General features: G+C 67.3%; 17 protein-coding genes. 6 read left to right on the top strand and 11 right to left on the bottom strand.

Translation table 11 applies throughout. The features are described 5' to 3' along the window. The first annotated feature begins 24 nt into the window (after positions 1-24). The 3 genes from EL288_RS07375 (at position 25) to fimX (ending at position 2,248) form a co-directional block, all read left to right on the top strand. Complete coding sequence (locus EL288_RS07375) at positions 25-654, top strand: fimbrial protein (RefSeq protein WP_003813276.1); 630 nt, start codon at positions 25-27, stop codon at positions 652-654. 128 nt (positions 655-782) lie between these two features. Beyond that, positions 783-1,409 carry a fimbrial protein gene (locus EL288_RS07370; protein WP_003813278.1) on the top strand — a complete coding sequence of 209 codons (627 nt, stop codon included), beginning with the start codon at positions 783-785 and terminating at the stop codon, positions 1,407-1,409. 233 nt (positions 1,410-1,642) lie between these two features. After that, the gene (gene fimX / locus EL288_RS07365) at positions 1,643-2,248 is read left to right on the top strand and encodes a fimbrial major subunit FimX (RefSeq protein ID WP_003813280.1); all 606 of its coding nucleotides are present in this window, start codon (positions 1,643-1,645) and stop codon (positions 2,246-2,248) included. Between the two features lie 53 nt (positions 2,249-2,301). Here fimX and paaK read toward each other — a convergent pair whose 3' ends face one another. From paaK to paaA, 9 genes are all read right to left on the bottom strand, one after another. Beyond that, complete coding sequence (gene paaK / locus EL288_RS07360) at positions 2,302-3,615, bottom strand: phenylacetate--CoA ligase PaaK (RefSeq protein ID WP_010926815.1); 1,314 nt, start codon at positions 3,613-3,615, stop codon at positions 2,302-2,304. Positions 3,616-3,689: 74 nt separating this feature from the next. After that, positions 3,690-4,160 carry a hydroxyphenylacetyl-CoA thioesterase PaaI gene (paaI, locus tag EL288_RS07355; protein WP_003813284.1) on the bottom strand — a complete coding sequence of 157 codons (471 nt, stop codon included), beginning with the start codon at positions 4,158-4,160 and terminating at the stop codon, positions 3,690-3,692. Next, positions 4,160-4,948: a 2-(1,2-epoxy-1,2-dihydrophenyl)acetyl-CoA isomerase PaaG gene (paaG, locus tag EL288_RS07350; RefSeq protein ID WP_003813286.1), complete on the bottom strand. Its 789-nt coding sequence runs from the start codon at positions 4,946-4,948 to the stop codon at positions 4,160-4,162. Before paaG ends, paaI begins: the two co-directional genes overlap by 1 nt. 10 nt (positions 4,949-4,958) lie before the next feature. Then, positions 4,959-6,623: a phenylacetic acid degradation protein PaaN gene (paaN, locus tag EL288_RS07345; RefSeq protein ID WP_003813288.1), complete on the bottom strand. Its 1,665-nt coding sequence runs from the start codon at positions 6,621-6,623 to the stop codon at positions 4,959-4,961. 50 nt (positions 6,624-6,673) lie between these two features. Next, on the bottom strand, positions 6,674-7,762 hold the full coding sequence (gene paaE / locus EL288_RS07340) for a 1,2-phenylacetyl-CoA epoxidase subunit PaaE (protein ID WP_003813290.1): 1,089 nt from the start codon (positions 7,760-7,762) through the stop codon (positions 6,674-6,676). Between the two features lie 11 nt (positions 7,763-7,773). Then, entirely contained in the window at positions 7,774-8,280 is a 507-nt protein-coding gene (paaD, locus tag EL288_RS07335) for a 1,2-phenylacetyl-CoA epoxidase subunit PaaD (RefSeq protein WP_003813291.1), read from the bottom strand. Then, complete coding sequence (gene paaC / locus EL288_RS07330) at positions 8,277-9,041, bottom strand: 1,2-phenylacetyl-CoA epoxidase subunit PaaC (protein WP_003813293.1); 765 nt, start codon at positions 9,039-9,041, stop codon at positions 8,277-8,279. The genes paaD and paaC overlap by 4 nt, the downstream gene beginning before the upstream one ends. Positions 9,042-9,056: 15 nt before the next feature. Next, a complete protein-coding gene (gene paaB, locus EL288_RS07325; RefSeq protein ID WP_003813296.1) occupies positions 9,057-9,341 on the bottom strand; it encodes a 1,2-phenylacetyl-CoA epoxidase subunit PaaB in 285 nt (94 codons plus the stop codon). Between the two features lie 64 nt (positions 9,342-9,405). Beyond that, a complete protein-coding gene (gene paaA, locus EL288_RS07320) occupies positions 9,406-10,395 on the bottom strand; it encodes a 1,2-phenylacetyl-CoA epoxidase subunit PaaA (protein WP_003813298.1) in 990 nt (329 codons plus the stop codon). A gap of 171 nt (positions 10,396-10,566) precedes the next feature. Here paaA and paaX point away from each other — a divergent pair, with 171 nt between their 5' ends. Then, the gene (gene paaX, locus EL288_RS07315) at positions 10,567-11,496 is read left to right on the top strand and encodes a phenylacetic acid degradation operon negative regulatory protein PaaX (RefSeq protein ID WP_003813301.1); all 930 of its coding nucleotides are present in this window, start codon (positions 10,567-10,569) and stop codon (positions 11,494-11,496) included. On the opposite strand, the gene EL288_RS07310 is transcribed toward paaX, so the two are convergent. Together EL288_RS07310 and orn are read right to left on the bottom strand one after the other, a co-directional pair. Then, positions 11,468-12,154, bottom strand: a complete 687-nt coding sequence (locus EL288_RS07310; RefSeq protein WP_015064016.1) for an NAD(P)H-hydrate epimerase — start codon at positions 12,152-12,154, stop codon at positions 11,468-11,470. The two genes, paaX and EL288_RS07310, sit on opposite strands and share 29 nt — an antisense overlap. A 33-nt stretch (positions 12,155-12,187) precedes the next feature. Further along, complete coding sequence (gene orn / locus EL288_RS07305; protein ID WP_003813303.1) at positions 12,188-12,733, bottom strand: oligoribonuclease; 546 nt, start codon at positions 12,731-12,733, stop codon at positions 12,188-12,190. Positions 12,734-12,777: 44 nt separating this feature from the next. Here orn and EL288_RS07300 point away from each other — a divergent pair, with 44 nt between their 5' ends. Together EL288_RS07300 and rsgA are read left to right on the top strand one after the other, a co-directional pair. Next, positions 12,778-14,043, top strand: coding sequence for a M48 family metallopeptidase (locus EL288_RS07300; RefSeq protein ID WP_003813306.1), 1,266 nt, complete (start codon positions 12,778-12,780; stop codon positions 14,041-14,043). Continuing rightward, a complete protein-coding gene (gene rsgA / locus EL288_RS07295) occupies positions 14,040-14,942 on the top strand; it encodes a ribosome small subunit-dependent GTPase A (protein ID WP_003813309.1) in 903 nt (300 codons plus the stop codon). Before EL288_RS07300 ends, rsgA begins: the two co-directional genes overlap by 4 nt. The last annotated feature ends 272 nt before the right edge of the window (positions 14,943-15,214 follow it).

The following is a 15,214-nucleotide window of genomic DNA, read 5'->3' as shown; positions in this document are numbered from 1 at the left end:
CGGCGCGCTTGCGCCAATACCAGCATGAAGCACTTTCGCCGCCACCGTGGGCTGGCGCTGGCCTGCCTGGCCAGCGCATTGGGCCTGCACACCGCCGTCCATGCCAACGACGGCACGATCGTGATCACCGGCAACATCGTCGACAACACCTGCGAGGTCGTGGATCCGCCGCAGCCCAATCACATCAAGGTGGTGCATCTGCCCAAGATCTCGACAAGCGCGCTCAAGAAGACCGGCGATACCGCCGGCGCGACGCCGTTTTCCATCAAGCTGCAGAACTGCCCCGAATCGCTGGGCAATGGCGTGAAGCTGTACTTCGAGCCCGGTCCGACCACCGACTACAGCACCAGGGACCTGACCGCCTACAAGCTGGCCTACACCGCCAACAGCACGACCAACAGCAACATTGTTGCCGGCCAGGTCGCGGAAGGAGTGCAGATCCGTATCGCCAACCTGGATGGCACCCAGATTCCCATGGGCGAAAACGCCGCGGGCCAGAATGCGCGCGGCTTCGATCCGGTCGCGCAAACCGGGCAACAGGGCAAAAAGGAAGTCACCTTGCGCTATCTGGCCGCCTATGTGAAGAAAGCCACAGGCACAATTTCTGCAAGCGCGATAACCACTTACGTAGGCTTTTCGGTCATCTATCCTTAGATATGAGGCGCGGGGCTTGATAAGGATAAGTCCTACACAAAAGTAAGCCCCCCCCCCCCCCCCCCCGCACTTTCTAAGATGCTTGCACTTCGATTCATGTACGGCGCTTTGCGCCGCCTATTGGCCGTATGCAAGCAAAATCCTCCGTTCTTCGCGCCTCGGTCTGCGCTGGTGCCCTCGCCCTTGCCTTCGCGGCGCATGCCGACGATGGCACCATTGTCATCACCGGCACCATCACCGATACCACCTGCGTCATCGAAAACCCGGCCGGGCCCGATCATTTGCGGATCGTGATCCTGCCCACGATTTCCAAGAATGCCCTGCGCAAGCCAGGCGACCAGGCTGGCAGGACGCGTTTCGACATCAAGCTGAAAGACTGCCCCAGCAACGTGGGCAACGGCATCAAGCTGTACTTCGAGCCGGGCGCCACGACCGATTACGCCACCGGCGACCTCAAAGCCTACAAGATCCAGTATTCGTCGAGCGATCCCAAGACCCAGACGGCGCAGATCTCCGGCGCGACCGAGACCACCGGCGTGCAGATACGCCTGTCCAACCTGAACGACAGCAAGATCACCATGGGCGCGAACGAGCAGATGCAGCACGCACAGGGCTTCGACCCGGTCGCCCAGGCATCGGGCGGCAAGAAGAGCGTGACCCTGAGCTACCTTGCTTCGTATGTGCGCAAGAGCAGCGGCGACGTGGACAGCGGCTCGATTACCACCTACGTGGGCTTCTCTGTGGTCTACCCCTAGCGGGGCGAATGCGCGGATATCGACGCAGCTTGGGCCAAATCCCATAGGCTGACGAACCCGCCCCTCGATGGCGGCCCGAACCCTTACCACGTAAGTGGTTCCCGCCGTCGTCCGTGCCTGATATGGCGAAGGCACACCAAATTCCTACACACCCATCAGCCCCCCCCCCCCCCGAGGCGTCTAATAATCTTGCACACACATTGTCCCTGGATCCCTTCTTTACTCCAGCCTGTATGCAAGCCAAAACGTTCCTCCTGGGCGCGGCGCTCGCCGGCGTCGCGCTCGCCGCCCATGCCGAAGACGGCACCATTGTCATTACCGGCACGATCACCGACCAGACCTGCACGATCGAGGACCCGAGCCCCGGTTACATCAAGGTCGTGCACCTGCCCACGATCTCCAAGAGCGCGCTGAAGAACGCCGGCGACGTGGCGGGGCGCACTCGCTTCGATATCAAGCTGAAGGACTGCCCGACCACCGTCAACACTCTCAAGCTGTACTTCGAGCCCGGCCCCACCACGGATTACGGCACCAAGGATCTGAAAGCCTATAAGCAGGCTTGGTACGTCGACGCCGCAACGCTGCTCAAATCGCCGCCCAGTGTGACCGAAGCCAAGGGGGTGCAGATCCGGCTGATGAACCTGAACGGCAAGCAGATTCCCATGGGCGAGACCGAGCCCAACCAGCATGCCGCGGCATTTTCCGGCACCATGCAAGCCGGCCAGGCGAAGAAATCGTTCACCTTGCAATACCTGGCCGGCTACGTGAAGAAGGCCAGTGGAGAGGTCGAGGCGACCATGCTGACCACCTACGTGGGCTTTTCGGTCGTCTACCCCTGAAACGGCAACGCCGGCCATGGCGGCCGGCGTTGCGCCCTGCGAACCCGCCGCGATCAGCGCGGCCGCTTGTCGATGACGCGCCGCGCCTTGCCCGTCAGGGTACGCTCGACGAAGCCCGTGTCGGCAACCTGCACGCGGGCGCTGACGCCGATGTATGACTTGACCGCATGCTGCAGCTGCTTGCCCAGGCCGGCGCGCTCGGCCTCGGTCAGGGTGGAGAATTCGGCGCGTACCTCGGTGAGGATTTCCAGCTCGTCCAGGTTGCCCGAGCGCGACAGCACCAACTGGTAGTGCGGCGCCAGCTGGGCGATCTTCAGCACCAGCTCCTCGACCTGGGTCGGAAACAGGTTCACGCCCCGCACGATCAGCATATCGTCGCTGCGGCCGGTGATCTTGCCGATGCGGCGCATGCTGCGCGAGGTGGGCGGCAGCAGGCGCGTGAGGTCGCGCGTACGATAGCGGATGATGGGCATCGCTTCCTTGGTCAGCGATGTGAACACCAGCTCGCCCGGTTCGCCGTCGGCCACCGGCTCGCCGGTATCCGGATTGACGATCTCGGCATAGAAATGGTCTTCCCACACGACCGGGCCATCCTTGGTTTCGACGCATTCGCTGGCCACGCCCGGCCCCATCACTTCGGACAGGCCATAGATATCGACCGCGTCGATGCCGCCCTCGGCCTCGATGTCCGCCCGCATCTGCCCTGTCCAGGGCTCGGCGCCGAAAATGCCGATGCGCAGCGAGCTTTGGCGCGGGTCCATGCCCTGGCGGCGCTGTTCCTCCAGGATATTGCAGTAATAGGACGGCGTGACCATGATGATGTCGGGCCGGAAATCGTTGATCAGCTGCACCTGCTTCTCGGTCTGCCCGCCCGACATGGGCACCACCGTGCAGCCCAGCCGCTCGGCGCCGTAATGCGCGCCCAGCCCGCCGGTGAACAGCCCGTAGCCGTAGGCCACGTGCACGATGTCGCCGGGCTTGCCGCCGGCCGCGCGGATCGAGCGCGCCACCAGGTTGGCCCAGTTGTCGAGATCGCGCGCGGTATAGCCCACCACGGTCGGCTTGCCGGTGGTACCGCTGGAGGCATGCACCCGCGACACGCGCTCGCGCGGGACGGCGAACATGCCGAAGGGATAGTTGTCGCGCAGGTCCTGTTTGGTGGTGAACGGAAACCTGGCGATGTCGGACAGCTGCTGCAAATCCTCGGGGTGCACGCCAGCCGCGTCGAATGCCTTCTTGTAATGGGGCACGTTCTGGTAGGCATGGCTGAGCGTCCACTTGAGCCGCTCCAGCTGCAAGGCCGCGATCTCGTCGCGGCTGGCGTGCTCGATCGGATCCAACCCCGGCTTGCTCATGGTGGTGGACATGATGGTTTGTCTCCTGAAAATTCCAGTTGCCGGCGGCGCGTTGCCGGCCGCCCTTTTCTTGTCTTTGCGCCGCCTCAGTCCTGCGGCGGCTCGCCCACGACCTGGCCGCGGATACGGTACGAGCGGCCACGGAATACCGCCACCGAGCGTCCCTGCTGGTTGGTGACGGTCACGTCGTAAATGCCGGTGCGGCCGGCCAGCGACCGCTCCTGCGCCACCGCCGTCAACACGTCGCCCTCCAGGCCCGGGGCCAGGTAATCGATGGTGCAGCCCGACGCCACGGTGCTGACGTTGCGCGAGTTGCACGAAAACGCGAACGCGCTGTCGGCCAGCGCGAAAATAAAGCCGCCGTGGCAGGTCTTGTGGCCGTTGAGCATGTCGGCGCGCACCGGCATGCTCAGCTTGGCGTAGCCCGGGGCGATTTCCACCACCGTCATGCCCAGGCCCTGCGACGCCGCGTCGCCGGCATACATCGTGGCGCCCACGGCGCGTGCCAGTTCGTGCGGATCGCTGGGCACGTCTACGGCAGGAACATGCGCGTTCATTATTTCCCCTTGAATTGCGGTTGGCGTTTATCGAGAAATGCCGCCACGCCCTCGGCGTAGTCGGCGCTGCGGCCCAGCTCGCGCATCATGTCCCGCTCCAGGTCGAGCTGGGTGGACAGATCGTTGCCCAGGCTGGCCTGCAGCGCGCGCTTGGTGAACGCCAGGCCCTTGGTGGGCGCCTGCGCGAAATGGGCGGCCAGTCCGTCGAGCGCGCTGTCGAACTCGTCATCGGCCACGCATTGCCAGATCAGGCCCCAATCCTGCGCCTGCCGGGCGCTCAGCTTGTTGCCCAGCAGGGCCAGGCCCGCGGCGCGGGCGCGGCCGACCAGGCGCGGCAGCGCGAAAGTCCCGCCGGTGTCGGGGATCAACCCCAGCCTGCAGAACGATTGGATGAAACTGGCGGACTCGCGGGCGATCACGATGTCGCCGGCGAGGGCCAGGTTGGCGCCCGCTCCGGCGGCCACGCCATTGACCCCCACCACCACGGGCAGGGGCAGCGCGGCCAGGCGGCGCACCAGCGGTCCGTAGAATTTCTCGACCGTCTCGCCCAGGTCGGGCGGCGCTCCGTCGGCCGTGGGGCGGCGTTCGCTCAGGTCCTGGCCGGCGCAAAAGCCGCGGCCGGCGCCGGTCAGCACCAGCACGCGGGCGCCCTCGCGCTCGATCCGGCCGAGCGCATCGGCCACCTCGCCGTGCATGCGGGCGGTGAAGCTGTTGAGCTTGTCCGGGCGGTTCAGCGTCAGGCGGGCCACGCCGCCGGCCAGCTCGAACAGGATGTCCTGGTAGGTCATGGCTGCCCCCTCAAACGTGGCGGCGGGTTTGCACGACGCGGAACCGGTTGGCGACGAACGCCGAATCGGACAGCGCGGCATTGGCGGCCGGGTTGGCGCCGGTGCCATGGAAATCGCTGAACGCAGCGGTCTGGTTCACGAACACGCCGCCGGTCAGGTTCAGCGACAGCGACACGCCGCTGTGCTCGGCCATGTCCTGCACCCGGGACGCGACCGCCTCGTCGGTGGTATAGGCCGACAGGCTGAGCGCGCCATGCTGGCGCACGCTGGCGCCGGCCAGCTCGATGCTGTGGGCGGTGGAATCGGTGGCGACCACGAAGGCGATCGGCCCGAACCACTCCTGTCCGAGCGCGTCGTTGCCGGCGTCGGCGCGCAGCAGCAGCGGCGTATGCACGCGCGCCTGCTCGAATTGCGGGTGCGCCAGCGCCTTGCTGTCGGCCAGCACCGGCAGGCCCAGCTGGCGCGCCTTGCCGATGCGCGCCACCGTCGCGTCGTTCTGGACCGCGCCGGTCAATTCGACCGCCTTGGCCGGGTCGCCGGCCAGCTTGTCCAGGGCGGCTCCCAGCGCCGCGGCCACCTCGTCGAAGCCGACCCGGCCTTCGGCGGTCTGGATGCCGTCGCGCGGCACATAGATATTCTGCGGCGCCGTGCACATCTGGCCGGAATACAGCGCCAGCGAGAACGCCAGATTGCGCGCCACGCCCTTGAGGTCGTCGGTGGAATCGATGAGAACCTGGTTGACGCCGGCCTTCTCGGTGTACACCAGGGCCTGGCGGGCGTTCTGCTCCAGCCAGTTGCCGTTGGCGCTGCTGCCGGTGAAGTCGACGATGCGCACCGCCGGATCCAGCGCCAGGCGCTGCGCGGTGTCGTCGCCGGCGGGATGCGCCGCCAGCAGCACCACGTCGGGGTCGAAGCCGGCCTCGCCCAGCACCTCGCGCGCCACCTGGACGGTGAGGGCCAGCGGCAGGATGGCGCCGGGATGCGGCTTGACGATGACCGTGTTGCCGGTGGCCAGGCTGGCGAACAGGCCCGGATAGCCGTTCCAGGTGGGGAAGGTCGAGCAGCCGATCACCAGCGCGATGCCGCGCGGCACCACGGTGAAGCGCTTTTCCATCTTGATGGGGTCGTGCTTGCCCTGCGGCTTTTCCCAGAGCGCCACGCCGGGGATGCGCGACATTTCCTGCCAGGCATAGGTCACGGCCTCGACGCCGCGGTCCTGCGCATGCGGGCCGCCGGCCTGGAAGGCCATCATGAAGGCCTGGCCGGTGGTGTGCTGCACGGCGTGGGCCATCTCGAAGCTGCGGCGGTTCAGGCGCTGGAGGATCTCCAGCGACACGCCCACCCAGGCGCGCGGCCCGGCCCGGCGCCATTGCTCCAGGGCCTTGGACGATGCCGCGACCAGCGCTTCGGGCGCGACCTGCGGATAGGTAATACCCAGTTCGAAGCCGAACGGCGAGACCTCGCCCCCCACGGCGCCCGAGGCTTGCGGCAGGTCCAGCGCGAACGGCTTGCCGCGCAGCGCCTCGAACGCGGCCTGGCCGTCCTGGGCGGCGGTTTCGCCGTAATTGCGCGGGCTGGGCGACTCGGGGAACGGGCTCCAATAGCCGCGCTGCGCGGCGGCTTCCAGCGCTTTCTGCAACATGGGCTGGTGGCGTTCAAAGAAATCTTGGGACACTGCGCTATCTCCGTGATGAATAGTTGTATTGCGTCGCTGGCCGGGACGGCTCAGGTTTCCTGGTCGAAGTCGATGACCAGCCGATCGCTGACCGGGTAGCTCTGGCAGCTGAGCACGAAACCGCGCGCCACTTCGTAATCTTCCAGGGCGAAGTTGGCGTCCATGTCGACTTCGCCTTCGACGACCTTGCAGCGGCAGGTGGAACACACCCCGCCCTTGCACGAATAAGGCAGCTCGACGCCTTGCGCCAGCGCCGAATCGAGCACGCTATCCTTGTTCTTGTCGATGAAAAACGTACGGCTGTGGCCGTCCTGCACAACCGTGACCTCGCACTGGCCCTTGCCGGGCGCGGCGGGCGCGTCGCGTCCGGTGCGCAGCGCCCGCGGCCCCTTGGGCGCGCCAAACAGCTCGAACTTGATATGCGACTTGGGCATGCCGCGCGCCTGCAGGTGCTCGACCACGCTCTCGATCATGGTTTGCGGACCGCACACAAAAGCGTAATCGATATCGCCGGGCCGCATCCAGGCGGTGAGCAGTTGATCGACTTTATCGCCGTCCAGGCGACCATTGAACAGCTCAATGTCCTGGCTTTCGCGGCTCATGATGTAGACCAGCGAGAAGCGCTCCATATAGAGGTTCTTGAGGTCTTCGATTTCCTCGCGAAACAGCACCGAGGACGAGGCGCGGTTGCCGAAGAACAGCGTGAAGCGGCTGCGCGGTTCGGCCGACAGGGCCGACTTCACCAGCGAGAACACCGGCGTGATGCCGCTGCCCACCGCGAACGCCACATAGTGGCGCGCGTTGTCCGGGTCGAAGTCGACGGTGAAGTTGCCCGCCGGCGGCATCACTTCCAGGCTCTGGCCGGGCTGCAGCTCGTGGTTGGCCCAGTTGGAGAACACCCCCTCGTCGACCTTCTTGATGGCCACGCGCAGCACGCCGTCGCCCGGCGCCGAACAGATGGAGTACGAGCGGCGCACCTCCTCGCCGTCCAGGCGGGTGCGCAGGGTCAGGTACTGGCCCGGCCGGAAGCGGAAGTCGCCGGCCAGCTCGGGCGGCAGGTCGAACGTGACCACCACGGCGTCGCGCGTGTTGCGCGCCACCGAAGCGACCTTCAGCATATGGAATGGATTGTGGCTCATGGCGCGGGCATTCAGTGGGGCTTGAAGTAATCGAACGGCTCGCGGCAGGCGACGCAACGGTACAGCGCCTTGCAGGAGGTCGATCCGAAATGGCTGATCAGCCGCGTATCGAGCGAACCGCAGTGCGGGCATTCGATGGCGGGCGCGGCGCGGCGCCGGCTGATGCCGGAAATATCGACGGCGCGCTCGACCGGCGCGGCGATGCCGTACTGCCTGAGCGCGGCGCGGCCGCGCGCGGTCATCCAGTCGGTGGTCCAGGCCGGCGCCAGGCGCGTCTCGACCCGCACGCTGGCCAGGCCGTGGCCGGCCAGCGTGGTCTCGATGTCGTGGGTGATTTCGCGCATGGCCGGACAGCCCGAGTACGTGGGCGTGATGGTGACCACGCAGGTATCGCCGTCCCAGCCGATGTCGCGCACCACGCCGAGATCCACCACCGACAGCACGGGGATCTCCGGGTCGGGCACGCTTTCCAGCCAGGCCAGCACCTGGCCGGCCGGCACCCTGGGCAAGGCGTTCACCACGAGGCTCCGGGATAGGCGCGCTGCAGGTGCTGCATCTCGGCCAGGATGTAGCCCAGGTGCTCGGTATGGCGCCCCTGCCGTCCGCCGCGATGGGCGGGATGGAAGGCCTCGTCCTCCTGCGGCATGGCCAGGGTGGCCTCGTCCAGCACTTCGCGCACCTGCGCCAGCCACTCGTCGCGCAGGCTGGACAGCTCGCAGGCGATGCCGCGCGCGGCAAGATCCTGGTCGATGGCATCGTCGACGAACATCTCGCCCACGTAGGGCCAGGCCGCGTCGATCGCCGCCTGCATCCGCGCGTGGCTGAGCGCCGTGCCATCACCCAGCCGCACCACCAGGTCGGCGGAACGGCGCGCGTGGTAGGTGACCTCCTTCAACGCCTTGGCGGCAATCGCCGCCACGCGTTCGTCGGCCGACCTGGCCAGGCGGATCAGCAGGAAGTAGTGCCAGGTGTCGAACAGGAACTGGCGCGCCATGGTGTCGCCATAGTGGCCATTGGGCCGCTCGACCAGCAGCAGGTTGCGGAACTGCGGCGCATCGCGCAGGTACGCCAGCCGGTCCTCGTCGCGCCCGGCCCCCTCGACCTCGCCGGCCAGCGTCAGCCACATGCGGGCCTGGCCCAGCAGGTCGAGCGCGGTATTGGTCAGCGCCAGGTCCTCTTCCAGCACGGGCCCGTGGCCGCACCACTGGCCCAGGCGCTGCGACAGCACCAGGGTGGTGTCGCCCAGCCGCAGCAGGTACTCAAACAATGACTTGTCCATGTTCGCCGCCCCGCCCTACATGTGCTTGATTTCGTCGGGCATCGGGAAAAACGTCGGATGCCGGTAGACCTTGCTGTTGGCGGGTTCGAACAGCGGCTCCTTGTCGCCCGGGCTGCTGGCCACGATGTCGGCCGCGCGCACGACCCAGATGCTCAGGCCCTCGTTGCGGCGCGTATAGACATCGCGCGCATGGTTGATGGCCATTTCGGCGTCGGGCGCGTGCAGGCTGCCCACATGCTTGTGGGCCAGGCCATGCTGGCTGCGGATGAATACTTCCCAGAGAGGCCAATCTTTGCTCATGATGCGTATCCCTGGCGCGCCGCCTGGGCGCGCCGAAACTGGAATGGAGAAACCGGCGGCGCCGTCAGGCCGCCTTGCGGCGCGCCTGCTTGTCGGCGTGGGCGGCCATTGCCTCGCGCACCCAGGCGCCATCCTCGTGCGCCTTGACGCGGGCGGCCAGGCGTTCGCGGTTGCACGGGCCATGGCCCTTGATCACCGCGTAGAACTCGTCCCAGTCGATCGCGCCGAAATCGTAATGGCCGCGCTCGGCGTTCCACTTCAGGTCGGGATCGGGCACCGTCAGCCCCAGGTACTCGGCCTGCGGCACGGTCTGGTCGACCATTTTCTGGCGCAATTCGTCGTTGGAGAACAGCTTGATCTTCCATTGCATCGACTGCGCGCTGTTGGGCGAGTCGGCGTCGGAGGGGCCGAACATCATCAGCGCCGGCCACCACCAGCGATTGAACGCCTCCTGGCACATGGCCTTCTGCTCGGGCGTGCCGTGCAGGCACATCTGGATCAGCAGATCGTAGCCCTGGCGCTGGTGGAACGACTCTTCCTTGCACACGCGCACCATGGCGCGCGCGTAGGGGCCGTACGAACATCGGCACAGCGGGATCTGGTTGATGATGGCCGAGCCATCGACCAGCCAGCCGATCATGCCGATATCGGCCCACGTCAGGGTGGGATAGTTGAAGATGCTGGAGTACTTGGCGCGGCCCGTGTGCAGATCGTCGATCAGGTCCTCGCGCGAAACGCCCAGCGTCTCGGCCGCGCTGTAGAGATACAGGCCGTGCCCGGCCTCGTCCTGCACCTTGGCCAGCAGGATCGCCTTGCGCTTGAGCGACGGCGCGCGGGTGATCCAGTTGCCCTCGGGCAGCATGCCGACGATCTCGGAATGGGCGTGCTGGGAAATCTGGCGCACCAAGGTCTTGCGATAGGCCTCGGGCATCCAGTCCTTGGGTTCGATGCGCACCCCGTCGTCGATACGGCGCTGGAACGCCTGCTCGGGGCCTTCCAGCTGATCGACATGCTTGACCTTGCCGACCCCGGTTTCGACCAATTGAGCGTACATATCTGTCTCCTGCGGCGGGGCTGCGCCAGGCGCTGGCGCGCCCGGACTTTCCGCCGTCTCATGCATGGGATTATTTAATACAAAAAATCCATTGTCAAACCTATTTCTGTATCACATTGGATTTATGTATCATGTCATGAATCCTCGTATCCGCCCGGCCTACGCCCGCACATGGCAAGCACTCCGTCACCGCTGGACCGCTTTCTCTCCCGTCTGCTGAAAAACGATCCGCCCCGCGCCAAATCGCTGTGCGTCAGCCTGCTGGGCGACGCGCTGGCGCCGCACGGCGGCGCCATCTGGCTGGGCGACCTGATCGAGCTGCTGGCCCCTATCGGCATCAACGAACGCCTGCTGCGCACCAGCGTGTTCAGGCTGGTCGCGCAGGGCTGGCTGCAATCCGAGCGCCATGGACGGCGCAGCCTGTATCTGTTGTCGGAACACGGCCTGCGCCACACCGCGCACGCCTCGCAGCGCATCTATGACGGGCCGGCGCGCGCCTGGAACGGCGAATGGACACTGGTGGCGCTGCCGCGCGCCGGCAACAATGGCCTGGCCGAGCGGGGCGAGCTGCGCCGCGAACTGCTCTGGGAAGGGTTCGGCATGGTGGCCCCGGGCCTGTTCGCCCACCCGCAGACCGAAGCGCGCGCCGCGCACGATATCCTCGAAAAGCTGGGTATCCCCGACAAGGCCCTGGTGCTGTCGGCGCGCGACCTGGCCGGCGCCGGCGGCCTGCCGATCGCCAGCCTGGCGGGACAATGCTGGAATCTCGATGAGGTGGCGGACCAATACCGCCTGTTCTCGCGCAATTTCGGCCCGGTGGAAAAACTGCTGGATCCGCCCCCCACCCCCGCGCAGGCCTTCGCGGTGCGGGTGCTGTTGCTGCACAACTGGCGGCGCATCGTGCTGCACGATCCGCAGCTGCCCACCCCCATGGAACCGGACGGCTGGCCCGGCAACGCGGCCCGCGCACTGTGCCGGCGCATCTACTGGCAAGTCTTCGACGCCTCGGAACGCCACCTGGATGCCGTGGCCGGCCGCGAGAACGCGCGCTATCGGCCGGCCCAGGCCGACATCATGGGCCGCTTCGGCGGGCGGCCGTAGCCGTCGCCTGCCCGCACGGGCCGACGGCCTCGGCCAGGAAAGCCGGCGTCAAACCAAGCAGGGACAGATACTGTTCGCCGCACCAGGCCGCGGCGCCCGGTGCGCGCAGGGCGGCCGGCACGCCGATGAACGACAGGGTCCAGGTGGCCCGCACCGGGCGGCCCGGCGGATCACCCAGCGGCTGGCCACTGGCCGCGCTCAGGCCGCTGGGCACATCCAGCGCCAGCACCGGCACGCGCCAGGCGTTGACCTGGTCGATCAGCCCCTGCCATGCCCCACCCAGCGGACGGGCCAGGCCGATGCCGAACAAACCGTCGATGACCAGCGCCGGCGCATGAGCCGGCAGATCGGCGCTGGCCTGGCCGCCGGCGGCGCACCAATCTTGCCAGGCCCGGCGCGCATCGTCAGGCAGGCGCGCCGGGCCGGCGGGCATGACGACCGCGACCCGATAGCCGCGCGCCTGCAGCAGCGTGGCCGCCACCAGCGCGTCGCCGCCATTGTTGCCCGGTCCGGCCAGGGCCAGCACCTGCGCGCCGGCCGGCAGGCGGGCCGCGACGAAATCGGCGGCGGCCAAGCCTGCGCGCGGCATCAGCGCCAGCCCGCGACGATGCGCCAGCCGTTCGACGGCGCGGACCTGCTCGACGCGCTCGATGTCCATGGCGCCCTGCCGTTCGATGCCGCGCCGGCCTGCTCAGACCTTGAGCAGGTGCTCGCGGTAATACTTGAGTTCGTCGATGGATTCGTAGATGTCGGCCAGCGCCTCGTGGCGGCTTTTCTTGTCGAATCCCTTGTAGACCGCGGGCGCCCAGCGCCGCGCCAGCTCCTTCAGGGTGCTGACATCCAGGTTGCGGTAATGGAAGAAGCGCTCCAGGTTGGGCATGTAGGCGTACATGAAGCGCCGGTCCTGGCTGATGGTATTGCCACACAGCGGCGACTTGCCCGCGGGCACGTGCTCGGCCAGGAATTCGAGCAGGATCTGCTCGGCCTGGGCCTCGCCCAGCGTCGATGCCTTGACCTTCTCGATCAGGCCGCTCTTGCCATGGGTGGACTTGTTCCAGTTGTCCATGGCGTCGAGCAGGCTGTCGGGCTGGTGCACCACCAGCACCGGGCCTTCGGCCACCACGGTGAGATCGGCCTCGGTCACGACCACCGCCACCTCGATGATGCGCTCTTTCTCGGGATCGAGCCCGGTCATTTCCATATCGAGCCAGACCAGGCGGTTTTCGTTCGCAGCCATATAATTTGCCTTTAAAACGCACCATTTTCGCATACCCCTGCCCCGTGACCGCACCCGTGCCCCTTTTCACGCTTTTCTTCGTTGTCCTGCTGCTGGCCGATATCGGCGTGCGCCTGTGGCTGGCCACCCGCCAGATCCGCCACGTGGCGGCCAACCGCCAGTCCGTCCCGCCCGAGTTCGCCCCGCGCATCGGGCTGCACAGCCACCAGCGCGCGGCCGACTACACCGTGGCGCGCGTGCGCCTGGGCATGCTCGAACGCGTCTACGACGCGGCCATCCTGGTGGCGCTGACGCTGCTGGGCGGCCTGCAGTTCATCGACCTGTGGCTGGGGCAGCTGACCCAGCACGACTTCCTGCGCCAATTGCTGCTGCTGGCCTGCGTGCCGCTGTTGCTGGGCCTGCTCGGCCTGCCCTTCACCCTGTGGCGGCAATTCCGCCTGGAGGGGCGCTTCGGCTTCAACCGCATGACGCCCGCCCTGTTTTTCAGCGATGCCGTCAAGGGCGTGCTGGTGGCCCTGGTCCTGGGCCTGCCGCTGGCCGCCGCCGTGCTGTGGCTGATGGCCGGCGCCGGCGCCTACTGGTGGCTGTGGGCCTGGGGCCTGTGGCTGGGCTACAACCTGCTGCTGCTGCTCATCTATCCCACCTTCATCGCGCCGCTGTTCAACAAGTTCACCCCGCTCAACGACCCCGAACTGGCCGGCCGCATCCGCCAGTTGGCGCAGCGCTGCGGCTTTGCCCTGAACGGGCTGTTCGTGATGGACGGCTCGCGCCGCTCGGCCCACGGCAACGCCTACTTCACCGGGTTCGGCAAATCGCGCCGCATCGTCTTCTTCGATACCCTGCTCGCGCGCCTGAACGGCGACGAGATCGAAGCGGTGCTGGCCCACGAGCTGGGCCACTTCGCGCGCCGCCACATCATCAAGCGTCTGGCGCTCAGCTTTGCCGGCGCGCTGGTCTTCTTCGCCGCGCTGGGCTGGCTGGCCCGCCAGCCCTGGTTCTACGAAGGACTGGGCGTCCTGCCCAACCTGGGCGGACGCAACGACGCCATGGCGCTGGTGCTGTTCTTCCTGGTCGTGCCGGTGTTCACCTTCATGCTGACCCCGCTGGCCAGCTGGTACTCGCGCCGCGACGAATTCGAGGCCGACCGCTACGCCGCGGCCCAGAGTTCGCCGGATCGGCTGGTATCGGCGCTGGTCAAACTGTACGATGACAACGCCGCCACCCTGACGCCCGATCCTGTGCACTCCGCCTTCTACGACAGCCATCCTCCAGCCGCGGTACGCATCCGCCACCTGATGGCGGGCGCATGAGCAGCAACCAGGCCGAAGGCCTGATCATCGCCGCCCACGGTCGCCACTACACCGTGGAGCTGGCCGACGGCTCGCTGCGGCAGTGCTTTCCGCGCGGCAAGAAGAACGGCCCGGCCGTCGGCGACCGCGTGCGCATCACCCCGCAAGGCCGCGACGAAGGCGCCATCGAAGCCGTGCTGCCGCGGCGCAACCTGCTGTTTCGCTCCGACGAAATGCGCGTCAAGCAATTCGCCGCCAACGTCGACCAATTGCTGATCGTCGTGGCGGTCGAACCCACCTTCGCGGACGACCTGACCGGCCGCTCCCTGGCCGGCGCCTGGAGCGCCGACATCGAGCCGGTGATCGTGCTCAACAAGATAGACCTGCCCAACGGACTAGACGCCGCGCGCGCGCGCCTGGAGCCGCTGCGCCGGCTGGGCGTGCCCGTCATCGAATTGAGCGCGCAGGACCACGCCATGGTGCACGAGCGCCTGGCGCCACGGCTGGCCGGGCGCACCAGCCTGCTGCTGGGCCAGAGCGGCATGGGCAAGTCCACCCTGCTCAACACGCTGGTGCCGCACGCCCAGGCCGCCACGCGCGAATATTCGGCGGCGCTGGACATGGGCCGCCACACCACCACCAGCACGCGCCTCTACCACCTGCCCGAACCCGGCGGCGACCTGATCGACTCGCCGGGCTTCCAGGCGTTCGGCCTGCAGCACCTCAACGGCGAACAGATCCTGCGCGGCTTCCCGGAATTCGCCCCGCATATCGAGCACTGCCGCTTCTACAACTGCACCCATCGCCACGAGCCCGGCTGCGGCGTCCTGGCAGCGCTGCAAGCCGGCCAGATCGACGCCGGCCGCTACGCGCTGTACCTGCGCATCCTGGACGAAAACGCGGCCGCGCGCCCCTACTGAAACCCTCAGGTGCCTGTCCCCACGCGGACAGGCACCTGCCGACTCCCGGGGTGCCTGTCCCCACGAGGACAGGCACCTGCCGACTTCCGGGGTGCCTGTCCCTACGCGGACAGGCACCTGCCGACTTCCGGGGTGCCTGTCCCTACGCGGACAGGCACCTGCCGACTCCCGGGGTGCCTGTCCCCACGCGGACAGGCACCTGCCGACTTCCGGGGCGCCTGTCCCTACGCGGACAGGCGCCTGCCGACTTCCGGGGTGCCTGTCCCTACGCG

The organism is Bordetella bronchiseptica (genome assembly GCF_900636925.1).
GTDB lineage: Bacteria > Pseudomonadota > Gammaproteobacteria > Burkholderiales > Burkholderiaceae_B > Bordetella > Bordetella pertussis.
The sequence above is the reverse complement of the archived record's forward strand: the minus strand, read 5'-3'. Positions and strand labels throughout refer to the sequence as shown.

Excerpts from the sequence above, each read along its gene's own strand:
- paaE (WP_003813290.1), bottom strand. The coding sequence starts at position 7,762 with ATGAGCCACAATCCATTCCATATGCTGAAGGTCGCTTCGGTGGCGCGC.
- paaA (WP_003813298.1), bottom strand. The coding sequence starts at position 10,395 with ATGTACGCTCAATTGGTCGAAACCGGGGTCGGCAAGGTCAAGCATGTC.
- paaK (WP_010926815.1), bottom strand. The coding sequence starts at position 3,615 with ATGTCCACCACCATGAGCAAGCCGGGGTTGGATCCGATCGAGCACGCC.
- paaB (WP_003813296.1), bottom strand. The coding sequence starts at position 9,341 with ATGAGCAAAGATTGGCCTCTCTGGGAAGTATTCATCCGCAGCCAGCAT.
- paaX (WP_003813301.1), top strand. The coding sequence starts at position 10,567 with ATGGCAAGCACTCCGTCACCGCTGGACCGCTTTCTCTCCCGTCTGCTG.
- EL288_RS07310 (WP_015064016.1), bottom strand. The coding sequence starts at position 12,154 with ATGGACATCGAGCGCGTCGAGCAGGTCCGCGCCGTCGAACGGCTGGCG.
- EL288_RS07375 (WP_003813276.1), top strand. The coding sequence starts at position 25 with ATGAAGCACTTTCGCCGCCACCGTGGGCTGGCGCTGGCCTGCCTGGCC.
- EL288_RS07370 (WP_003813278.1), top strand. The coding sequence starts at position 783 with ATGCAAGCAAAATCCTCCGTTCTTCGCGCCTCGGTCTGCGCTGGTGCC.
- orn (WP_003813303.1), bottom strand. The coding sequence starts at position 12,733 with ATGGCTGCGAACGAAAACCGCCTGGTCTGGCTCGATATGGAAATGACC.
- fimX (WP_003813280.1), top strand. The coding sequence starts at position 1,643 with ATGCAAGCCAAAACGTTCCTCCTGGGCGCGGCGCTCGCCGGCGTCGCG.
- paaC (WP_003813293.1), bottom strand. The coding sequence starts at position 9,041 with ATGGACAAGTCATTGTTTGAGTACCTGCTGCGGCTGGGCGACACCACC.
- rsgA (WP_003813309.1), top strand. The coding sequence starts at position 14,040 with ATGAGCAGCAACCAGGCCGAAGGCCTGATCATCGCCGCCCACGGTCGC.
- paaG (WP_003813286.1), bottom strand. The coding sequence starts at position 4,948 with ATGACCTACCAGGACATCCTGTTCGAGCTGGCCGGCGGCGTGGCCCGC.
- paaI (WP_003813284.1), bottom strand. The coding sequence starts at position 4,160 with ATGAACGCGCATGTTCCTGCCGTAGACGTGCCCAGCGATCCGCACGAA.